The sequence below is a fragment of the Kitasatospora sp. NPDC058478 genome, assembly GCF_042720345.1.
GTDB lineage: Bacteria > Actinomycetota > Actinomycetes > Streptomycetales > Streptomycetaceae > Kitasatospora.
Genome location: NZ_JBHXML010000073.1, coordinates 47,137 through 56,818 on the forward strand (window position 1 = coordinate 47,137; position 9,682 = coordinate 56,818).

Consider the following 9,682-nt stretch of genomic DNA (forward strand, 5'->3'; position numbering starts at 1 on the left):
CCTGGAGGGCCGGAAATCGGAAAAGACATCGGGACAGGAACTCACGGCCACTCGGGCGTTGCGCCCCGGCCACTTCCTCGACCGTGTCGTGCGGACCGGGGACACGGCCGCCGCCACCGCGGCGCTCCTGGTCGTGTCCCCGGCAGCCGACGGCCCGCGCATCCTCCAGGACGACGTCCGGCTGCGGCGTGGCCACGCGGATCCGCCGCGTGGCCAGGCCGCTCCGGGTGTGACACACATTCGCGAACCACGAGAGGGGACCAAGGCATGAGCAAGGTTGTCGTCACGGGTGGCGGCGGGTTCATCGGCTCGCACATCGTCGACCGGTTGTGCGCCCAGGGACACCGCGTCCTGGTGGTGGACGACTTCTCCACGGGCGATCGGGCCAATCTCGCCGAGAGCGAGGCCCGTTGGCCCGAGTTGAGCATTCTCACGGCCGACGTGGTCGACGAGTCCACCGCGGCCGCGGTGGAGGACTTCGCGCCCGAGGTGCTGCTGCTGCTGGCCGCGCAGTTCAGCGTGAAGGTGTCGATGCGGGATCCCCTGCTGGACGCCCAGGTCAACGTCATCGGCCTGGTCCGGATGCTCGAAGCGGCGCGGCGCAGCCGCAGCCGCAAGGTCGTGTTCGCCTCCAGCGGCGGGACGATCTACGGGCCCGCCGGTGAGGACGGGGTGCCCATCAAGGAATCCGCGGGCCGTGTGCCCAGCTCCTTCTACGGACTGACCAAGTCCGTCGCCGTCGACTATCTGCGCCTCTACCACGAGACCTACGGCCTGGACTACGTCGCGCTCGCCCTCGGCAACGTCTTCGGCCCCCGCCAGACCCCGTTCGGTGAGGCGGGAGTCGTCTCCATCTTCGCGCAGCGCATGCTCTCCGGGCAGACCTGTGTCATCAACGGGGACGGCCTGCAGACGCGCGACTACGTGCATGTGAGCGATGTGGCCGATGCGTTCGTGCGGGCCATGGACCAGGGGAACGGTCTGATCAACATCGGTAAGGGTGGGGAGAGTTCGGTCCTGGACATCCACCAGGCGGTCGAGAAGCGGACCGGCCGTTCGCTGCCGCCCCGCTTCGGGCCGCCGCTGGCGGGAGAAGTGCGCAGGGGGTGCCTGGATCCCTCCCGCGCCCAGGCCCAACTGGGCTGGACCGCCCGGACGACGCTGGAGGACGGGGTCGACTCCGTCGTGTCCTGGCTGGCCGCACGCCCCCTGCCGACGGAGGCCTCGCCCGAGGCGGGGCAGACCGGTCAGACCGGGCAGACGGGGCAGACGGGATGAGGCTGGCGGGGATGATCCTGGCAGCCGGGCGCGGCAGCCGGATGGGAGCACTCACCGCCCAGACGCCCAAGCCGCTCCTGCCCCTGGCGGGCAGGCCGTTGCTGGGACACCTGCTGGACCGGTGTGCCGAGACCGACGTCACGGACGTCTACCTCAATCTGCACTACCAGGCCGAGCAGGTCCTTCGCTTCCTCGACGGCACCACGGTGAAGGTGCCCGTCCACGCCCGGACCGAGCCCCGCCTCACCGGGCCCGCCGGGGCGCTACGGCTGTTCCACGAGGAACTCGCCGCCTTCGACGCCGTGCTCGTCACGTCCTGCGACGTCATCATGGGCGAGCCGCTCCAACGGCTCGTCGACGCGCACACGCACGGAGGCTACGCCCTGACGTTCGCCTGTACGCGGATCCGGCAGGCCCGCCGCTACGGCGTGCTGGACATCGACCCCGATGGTCGGATCCGCAGCGCCCGGGAGAAGCCCGACGTCCCCGACGACGAGACGCACTGGATCAGCGCCGGGGTGTACTGCCTGGACCCCCGCATCATCGCGCACATCCCCGAAGGCGTCGTCTACGACTACGCCAGGGAACTCGCCCCCGCACTGATGGCCGCCGGCGAACGCGTGGGGGCGCACCGGCTCACCGGCTACTGGCGGGACGTGGGCACTCCCGATTCGCTGCGCGAGGCCGGCGAGGACGCCGGCCGTGGGCTCATTCCCTGGCTCACCGAAAGGGCGGACCGATGAAAGTCCTGATGCTGACCTCCAGTTACGAGCCCCTGCACGGCGGGGCCGAGACCTATGCGCGGCTGTTGTGCGAAGGGCTGGTGGCCGACGGCCACGACGTCGTCATCGCGACCGACGGGTCATGGCTGGACGACCTGCCCGGGGAGCGCGAGGAGGACGCGGGGCGGGTCGTGCGGCTGCGCGACTTCGCGGACCGCGTGGACGCCCGGGACAAGGTGAGATGGCGACAGATGCAGTACTCCGTCCTCGACGAACTGGGGGCCGTGCTCCAGGGCGAGAGCTTCGACGTCGTCCACGCCAACAGCCATGAGACGCTCATCCTCGCGAGCATCGTGGCGCTCGAAACGGACGCCGCACTGGTGTGCTCGCTGCACGAGCAGAACCCCGACCTGGAGCGGTTCGGCCGCGGCCGGTGCCGCCTGTCGTACCAGACCCTCCCCGTCGACATGCACTTCGTCCCCAGCCGCTTCTTCGCCGAGCGCGCCGCCCGCTTCGGCGCCCCCGCCGACCGCATCAGGCTCGTCCACAACGGCGTTCCCGACGCGCCGCCGGACGACGTGGCCCGGAACCTGCGCTCCGCACTGCGCACCGAACTCGGCGTCACCCCCGACCAGCGGCTGATCGTCCTCCCGGGCCGGATGTCCGCCCGCAAGGCCCAGCTCGACCTGGCCGCGGCACTGCCCCTGGTCACGGCGGAGTTGCCCGAGGTGCGGGTGCTCCTGGCGGGGAGGGTCTCGGACTACGCGTACGAGAAGAGCGTGTGGGGCCGGCTCGAACACGAGGGTGTGGCAGAACTGGTCACTCTCCGCCAGGACTTCGGCGCCGAGGCGATGCCTGCCGTCTACGCCGCGGCGGATCTGGTGGTCCAGCCCTCCCTGGCGGAGGGACTGCCGTTCAGCGTGGTCGAGGCGATGCGCGCCGGCAAGCCCGTCGTCGGCACCCGCGTCATCGGCATCAGCGACGTCATCACCGACGGCGTCGACGGCCTGCTCGTGCCGGCGGCCGACCCGCCCGCACTGGCCGCAGGGATACTGCGGGTGCTCACCGACCAGGCGTTGGCCGCCGAGCTGGCGGCCAACGCGAGCACCACGGCGGAACGGGAGTTCAGCAGCCGGAAGATGGTCGCGGACACCCTGGACGGCTACCGGGTGGCCGTGGCACGCCGTCGGCGGTCGGCGTCCGCAGCCCCGACCTCGGCCTCGTGAAGGGGTGACCGTGTCCGACTACGCGCGGCTGGTCAAGGCCTACGACATCCGCGGGGAAGTCCCCGCCGAACTCGACGGCGAGGTCGCGGAACGCATCGGCGGCCTGTTCATCCGGTTCACCAACGCCCCGCAGGTGGTGGTGGCCAGAGACATGCGCCCGTCCTCCGCCATGCTGGTGCGGGCGTTCAGCGACGGCGCCCGCCGGGCCGGTGCCGACGTCATCGACGCCGGGCTCGGCTCCACCGACTACCTCTACTACGCCAGTGGATCGCTCGGACTTCCCGGCGCCATGATCACCGCCAGCCACAACCCCGCGAAGGACAACGGCATCAAGCTGTGCCTGAGCGGCGCGGCCCCCCTCGGGGAGAACACGGGCCTCGGCCGGATCCGCGACTGGCTCGTGGCGGGGGAACACGCCACACCCGCCGCGTCCCGCGGCGCCCGTACGGAAAGACCACTCCTCCAGGAGTACGCGGCACACCTGCGGCAGCTCGTCGACCTCACCGGGATCCGGCCCCTCAAGGTCGTCGCCGACGCGGGGAACGGCATGGCCGGCCTGACCGCCCCGGAGGTCTTCGCGGGCCTGCCCGTCGACCTCGTCCCGCTCTACTTCGAACTCGACGGCACGTTCCCCCACCACGAGGCCAACCCCATCGACCCCAGGAACCTCGTCGACCTCCAGGCCGAGGTCCGCAGGCAGGGGGCCGACATCGGGCTCGCCTTCGACGGTGACGCCGACCGCTGCTTCTTCGTCGACGAAGGCGGTCAGCCGATCTCACCGTCCGCCGTCATCAGCCTGATCGCAGGCCGGGAGCTGGCACGGCACCCCGGCTCGGCCGTCGTGTACAACCTGATCACCGCCGAGGCCACGGTGCGGAGCATCCGCCGCCACGGCGGACGCCCGTTCCGGTCCCGCGTGGGGCACTCCCACGTCAAGGCGCTCATGGCGCAGCACGACGCGGTGTTCGGCGGAGAACACTCCGGACACTACTTCTTCAGGGACTTCTGGCGTGCCGACAGCGGCATGCTCGCCGCGCTCCACGTGCTGGCCGCCCTCGGTGGACAGGACCGGCCGCTGTCCGCCGTGATCGCCGCGCACAGCCGGTTCGCGCTGTCCGGCGAACTCAACTGCGTCGTCGCCGACGTCGCGACCACGATCCGGGAAGTGGAGGAGCGATACCGGCACCGGGCCGGGGTGACCACGGACCGGCTCGACGGTCTGACGGTCGGCCTGCCGGGCGGAATTCGGTTCAACCTGCGCCCCTCGAACACCGAACCGGTCCTTCGGGTCAACGTGGAGGCGCACGACCAGGAGACCATGGAACACCTCCGGGACGAGGTCCTCGCATTGATCCGACCGTAAGCCGTTTCTGACGGTGCGTCGGGGGGTGTCCGGGTTGCGCCGGGTCGGCCGGTGACGCCGGTAGTCTGCTCCCGGATTGCGAAGCCGGTGATCGCCTCGGCGCGGCGTCCGGGGTCGGTCATCCGCGTGGGCGGCGGATTCCCAGCGGCCTGACCCGGCCTCGCCCCACCCCTGCCTACGGCACTTCGAAGAAGGGCATCCCATGGGCTTGGCCCCGTCCTGCGACCATGTCGACGGCGGCGCAGGGGTGTCGCCATGACGGCGCCCGTCCCCCCGGGCGCCGCACGGCTGTTGACCGTGTGCGTCGCCTCCGTCGGAGGGCTGCTGTTCGGCTACGGAATCGGGGTGATCGCCGGAGTCCTGCGGCTGGTCGCCGACATCTTCACCCTGTCGTCGTGGCAGCAGGGGGCGGTCGTGTCGGCCGCCCTCCTCGGCGCGGCGCTCACCGCCCTCACCAGCGGGCGGCTGGCGGACAGGTTCGGACGCCGGCCGGTCATCGGCGCCGCCGCGGCCGTGTACGCCCTCGGAACGGCGGCCTCGGCGGCGGCCTCGGGCTCCACCACGCTCCTCATCGGGCGGTTCCTCGTCGGACTCGCCCTGGGGGCCGTCTCGTTCGCGGTCCCGCTGTACATCTCCGAGATCTCTCCGCCCGCCCGGCGCGGCGCGCTCGTCACACTGAACCAACTCATGATCACGATCGGGCTCCTGCTGTCCTACGTGGTGGCCTATCTCCTGGAACCCGCGGGAGCCTGGCGCTGGATGCTCGCTCTCGGGCTCCTGCCCGCCTGCGTGCTGCTGGTCGGCATGTGCCTGGTGCCCGAATCGCCGGACTGGCTGCACGCCAGGGGAGACACCGCCCGGGCGGCCAGCGCCGCCCGGCGCCTGTCTCCGCCCGACCCTGGCGGCGCAGCCGCCCGACCCGGTGGCCGCCCCGCGACGGCGACCGCCACCCGGCCCACCGCCGGCTCCGCGACCGCAACCGTCGCCCGGCCCGTCGCCGCCCCCGCCGCGAGCCTCCGGCAGGCCTGCGCGCTGGCCGGTCCCCGCTGGGTCGCACTGGGACTGGCGATCGCCGTCCTGGTCCATCTGACCGGTCTGAACACCGCGATCTACTACGTGCCGACCATCCTGGGGGGCAGCGGCATGACCGCTGCCGGAGGCATCCGGGGAGCCGTCCTGGTCGGGCTGTGCAACGTGGCCGCCACCGTCGTCACCATCGCCCTGCTCGACCGGGTCGGCCGCCGGAAGACGATGATCGGAGGACTGCTGGTCATGGCGGTCGCGGCCGTCGGCATCGCGGTCGCGCAGCCACTCGGGCACACGGGGGCGCCGACCGCGGCGCTGCTGTGCGTCTTCATCATGGCGGGAGCAGTGGGCCCTGCCGCCGTCTTCTGGGTCTACATCGCCGAGATCTACCCGGCAGGTGCCCGCGGGGTCCTGATGAGCCTGGCCACCGCGGCCCACTGGGCAACCGACTTCGTCGTGGCGACCACGTTCCTCCCCCTCGTGCAGGAGCTGTCGCTCGGCGGGGCGTTCGGTGTGTACGCGGCGATCAGCGCGGCGTCCGCCCTGGCCCTGGCCCGCTGGATGCCCGAGACCCGTGGCCGATTGCTGCTGTGAAACGGGACCGGGCGCGAGGCTCCCGCGCTCGCGCCCGGGCTGGGCTTCGCCCGCCGCCACCTGACGATGCGCCAGAATTGCCGTCAGCCGAGCAATCAGCCGCGCGTCCCCGAAGGTAGGCATCATGACCCGCTACAGCGTCGACCCGAACCGGCACGAGCTCATCGCCACCTGGGGAACCGGCGAAGGCGACCTCGCCACCCGGATCACCGCCCTCCCGGCCGACGCACCCAGCGCCACGCTCCTGCGCCTGGCCGGCGTACTGACCCGCCTGTCGGAAGCGGCCTGGCGCACCTACACGCACCCCGCCAGCGCCGCCGGCTCCCTCGAACCCGACACCGAAGGCTGGCGCCGCGAACAGGAACGCGACACCTTCAGCGACGTCGCCGAAGCCGTGGCCGCGCCGAACCTGCCCCACGGCGGCCTGCTCACCGTCTCCTACAGTCCCCTGCTGGAATCCGCCCACCAGGCCGGCCGCGCCCTGCACGCCCTCGACGAACCCGAGTTGACGAAGGCCGTCCTCGCCGAGACCGTCGCCGAACTCACCGCCGTCGAGAGCGCCGAACTCGGCAACCTCACCGGCCGCGCCCAGCAGGCCGTCCTGCTCAGCCGCGAGGACGCCTCCCCCGTCCAGGTCGCCGCCGCCGACCACCTGCTGGAGCAGAACCCCTTCGGCTCCCTCGCCCTCTTCTCCGACATCGACCCGACCGCCGCCGCCGTCGCGGCCGCGCACTGGCTCGCCGCCGCGGCCGAGGTCGCCGCCGACGCCTCCGGCCACGACGCCACCGCCGTCCTGCTCGAAGCCGACAACATCGAGGACCTCCCGCACCAGACCCCCACCCTCGTCCTCGAACTCCTCGACGCCGGCCACACCCCCCACGACGCCGTCACCGGCCTCGTCCGCCACGCCCTCCACATCGCCGACGGCCTCCTCCCCGACCCCGCCGGCCTGCGCGAACAACTCGAAGACCTCGACGGGGCCCTCGACGACTACACCGAGGACTACACCGACGACGAGGAGACCGACCCGGAGGACACCGGCCTGCGCCTCACCCCCCTCGACCCCAGGCGCCCCGCCCGCGACCTCCTCGAAGACCTCCTCGCCGGCATCCACGGCTGCTGGGTCCTCCACACCGAGTACGACGACCTCGACGAAGAGCACCTCGGCACCGACGACGCAGGACCGGACGACGCAGGCCCGGACGACGCGGACCTGCACGACGCGGACCTGGACGACGAACGGGCCGCACAGCACCGGCGCCAGAGCCGCGAGAACTTCGCCCGCCTCGTCCGCGAAACCGCCGCCCGCCACCGCGACCGGCTGCTCTGACCGCACCTCCCCGCTCCGACGGGGACGGCGGAGTCGCCCCTACCCCCCAGCAGCAGCGGGGGCAGGGGCGATCCAGAGGTTGCCGTCAGCCTCTCCGCAGGCCGCCGTCGGCGCTCTGCTTGCTGCCGGTCAGGAACCGGTGGGGGTGACGTTGCACCGCTCTGCCGGGAGTTCGCTGAGGTAGCCCTTGGCGATGAGGTTGTTGACCTTGTAGCCGCCCTCGAGCCCTGCGGGCGCGAGGTTCGGGTCGAGCCACTCCTGCACGCCTCCGCCGGGCATCCCGTAGAAGGCGGCCACGTGCCCCTTCTGCACCTTGAACACCGCCTCGGCTCGCAGGCAGTGGTAGCCGCCGTTGAGGGCGTCGGGTGTCACCGCCATCTGGACGAAGGGCGTTCCGGGATCGGCGAGGTATCCGCCGCCGTTGAGGATGTCGCCGAACCGGATCAGCTTGGTCCCGATCGGCACCGCGTACACCGTCTGGTCGAGCACGCCGTCGAGCCTCTGGAAGCCACGGTCGGGCGCGTACGCCCACCGCTTGTCCTTCGCGTCGTAGTACAGCTGGACGAAGTGGCTGGCGCTGAGCCCGCCGAAGCGCTGATACCCCCTCAGCAGCATGGCGGCCGGCTCGTCGTTCGGGATGGCGGCCGGCCCGAATCTCTCCTGGTCGCAGTAGTACACCCCGGTGATCGGCGACTCGGTGACCTCGGGCGGCGGCGGGCAGTCGTCGGGAATGACCGCCGCGGCCCGCGCGGACTGCGCGTTCACCGGCCGCACGTTCCCCGACTGTGCAGCAGCGGCGCCGCCTGCGGCGGTCAGTGCGGTGATCGGGAGGGCGCAGGCCAGGGAGGCGGCGAGCATCGTTCGTATACGCATGCAGTACTCCGGTTTCGTGGGGAGGGGGAGAGGGCGCCACGGCGGGGAAGGGGAAACAGGCACACGACACAGGCCGCGAGAGGGACGGCACACAGCAGCCGCCCACACCGTGCGCGATGGCCGCCGACGGTAGGACGGAACGTCAACTACGGGTAATTCATGCGGAATCCGGCGTTCTCGCCCTCGTCCGCGTTCTCCTGACTTCTCCGCCGTGTCCGGCGCCGCTTCGAAGTCCGCTACTCCGTACCCTCCCCGGAACCGGCCGATTCCCCGCTCAACCCGACCGGGCTACATCCGGGCGGACGGCCTGGCGGTCCCCTTCCTCGGCGGCGGGGCACCCGGGCGGCTGCTGCCGGTGGCGGCAGGCGACGGCCCGGCGGGTCGCCCGGCCGCCACCGCCCGCCGAAAGTGCTCCGTGCCGTCCGGACGGCCCAGCACCGCTCGTGGTCCGGGCGTGCAGAACAAAGCATGGAGAGCACGAACCGGGCGGCTGCGGGCATTCACGTGCCCGCCGACGGCCGAACGGATGAGCGGGATGACCGGAGGGTTGTGCGTGATGCGTACGCTGTACACCAGCCAGGGCAACGGCTCCCGGCTGCCGCGGAGAGTGGCCGCCCTGGCCGCGGCAGCAGGAACGGCCGTCCTCCTCGTGGCGTCGTGCTCATCCGGGAGCTCCTCCGGGCCCGCGACGCCGACGAACGCGGCGGGGGCGACGCTGTCGGAGGCACCCAACCCGTCGAGCTTCTCCGGGGAGCCGCCCTCCGCCTTCGCCTCCGCGCTGGAGTCGGCCTCGGCCTCGGTAGCCGCACGCTCGGCCTCGGCGGCGGCCGCCGCCTCGGCGTTCGAGGCATCGGCGAACGCGCAGGCCGCGCAGAACCGGGCGAAGGCGACCGAGGTGCTCAAGACCGTGGAGGGCCCCGGCAACGCCACCGCCGACATCACCCTGACCGGCGTGCCGCGATCCACCACCGGCGGCCTCCACGCCGCCGTCGTGACCATCGTCAACAGCACCCGCGAGGCCGCTTCCTACGCGGTCCAGGTGGACTTCACCGACGCGTCGGGCCACGCCGTCGACTCGGCGATCGTCGGCGCCGAGAACCTGGCCCCGGGCGGGAAGGCCAGTCCGATCGCCTTCAGCCGCCAGCCGGCCGATCTGGCCCTGGTCCCGGTCGTGGTGAAGGCCCAGCGCTACTGAGCCCAGCGCTCCTGAGCACACCCCGACCGGGCAACGCCCGACGTCCCGCCGGCTTCCCGTGCACCGGTGCACGGG

The 9,682-nt window shown here is 72.1% G+C and carries 8 protein-coding genes; 7 read left to right on the forward strand and 1 reads right to left on the reverse strand.

Features of this window, described 5'->3' with window-relative positions; all coding sequences use genetic code 11:
* Positions 1–267: 267 nt before the first annotated feature.
* The 6 genes from ACFWPT_RS32665 (at position 268) to ACFWPT_RS32690 (ending at position 7,539) form a co-directional block, all read left to right on the forward strand.
* The gene (locus ACFWPT_RS32665) at positions 268–1,278 is read left to right on the forward strand and encodes an NAD-dependent epimerase/dehydratase family protein (protein ID WP_380486191.1); all 1,011 of its coding nucleotides are present in this window, start codon (positions 268–270) and stop codon (positions 1,276–1,278) included.
* 11 nt (positions 1,279–1,289) lie between these two features.
* Complete coding sequence (locus tag ACFWPT_RS32670; RefSeq protein WP_380486193.1) at positions 1,290–2,021, forward strand: NDP-sugar synthase; 732 nt, start codon at positions 1,290–1,292, stop codon at positions 2,019–2,021.
* Positions 2,022–2,029: 8 nt separating this feature from the next.
* On the forward strand, positions 2,030–3,226 hold the full coding sequence (locus ACFWPT_RS32675) for a glycosyltransferase family 4 protein (protein ID WP_380486195.1): 1,197 nt from the start codon (positions 2,030–2,032) through the stop codon (positions 3,224–3,226).
* Between the two features lie 10 nt (positions 3,227–3,236).
* A complete protein-coding gene (locus tag ACFWPT_RS32680; RefSeq protein WP_380486198.1) occupies positions 3,237–4,589 on the forward strand; it encodes a phosphomannomutase/phosphoglucomutase in 1,353 nt (450 codons plus the stop codon).
* A gap of 255 nt (positions 4,590–4,844) precedes the next feature.
* The gene (locus ACFWPT_RS32685) at positions 4,845–6,209 is read left to right on the forward strand and encodes a sugar porter family MFS transporter (protein WP_380380410.1); all 1,365 of its coding nucleotides are present in this window, start codon (positions 4,845–4,847) and stop codon (positions 6,207–6,209) included.
* 124 nt (positions 6,210–6,333) lie between these two features.
* A complete protein-coding gene (locus ACFWPT_RS32690) occupies positions 6,334–7,539 on the forward strand; it encodes a hypothetical protein (protein WP_380486201.1) in 1,206 nt (401 codons plus the stop codon).
* A gap of 129 nt (positions 7,540–7,668) precedes the next feature.
* Here the strand turns inward: ACFWPT_RS32690 and ACFWPT_RS32695 are convergent, their stop codons facing one another.
* Positions 7,669–8,412 carry a TNT domain-containing protein gene (locus ACFWPT_RS32695; RefSeq protein ID WP_380486203.1) on the reverse strand — a complete coding sequence of 248 codons (744 nt, stop codon included), beginning with the start codon at positions 8,410–8,412 and terminating at the stop codon, positions 7,669–7,671.
* 556 nt (positions 8,413–8,968) lie between these two features.
* On the opposite strand from ACFWPT_RS32695, the gene ACFWPT_RS32700 reads away from it, so the two are divergent.
* Positions 8,969–9,607: a hypothetical protein gene (locus tag ACFWPT_RS32700; RefSeq protein ID WP_380486205.1), complete on the forward strand. Its 639-nt coding sequence runs from the start codon at positions 8,969–8,971 to the stop codon at positions 9,605–9,607.
* Positions 9,608–9,682: the final 75 nt, after the last annotated feature.

What these genes read in the sequence shown, in the direction of transcription:
- ACFWPT_RS32690 (WP_380486201.1), top strand. Translation starts at nt 6,334, where the DNA reads ATGACCCGCTACAGCGTCGACCCGAACCGGCACGAGCTCATCGCCACC.
- ACFWPT_RS32685 (WP_380380410.1), top strand. Translation starts at nt 4,845, where the DNA reads ATGACGGCGCCCGTCCCCCCGGGCGCCGCACGGCTGTTGACCGTGTGC.
- ACFWPT_RS32675 (WP_380486195.1), top strand. Translation starts at nt 2,030, where the DNA reads ATGCTGACCTCCAGTTACGAGCCCCTGCACGGCGGGGCCGAGACCTAT.
- ACFWPT_RS32700 (WP_380486205.1), top strand. Translation starts at nt 8,969, where the DNA reads ATGCGTACGCTGTACACCAGCCAGGGCAACGGCTCCCGGCTGCCGCGG.
- ACFWPT_RS32665 (WP_380486191.1), top strand. Translation starts at nt 268, where the DNA reads ATGAGCAAGGTTGTCGTCACGGGTGGCGGCGGGTTCATCGGCTCGCAC.
- ACFWPT_RS32695 (WP_380486203.1), bottom strand. Translation starts at nt 8,412, where the DNA reads ATGCGTATACGAACGATGCTCGCCGCCTCCCTGGCCTGCGCCCTCCCG.
- ACFWPT_RS32670 (WP_380486193.1), top strand. Translation starts at nt 1,290, where the DNA reads ATGATCCTGGCAGCCGGGCGCGGCAGCCGGATGGGAGCACTCACCGCC.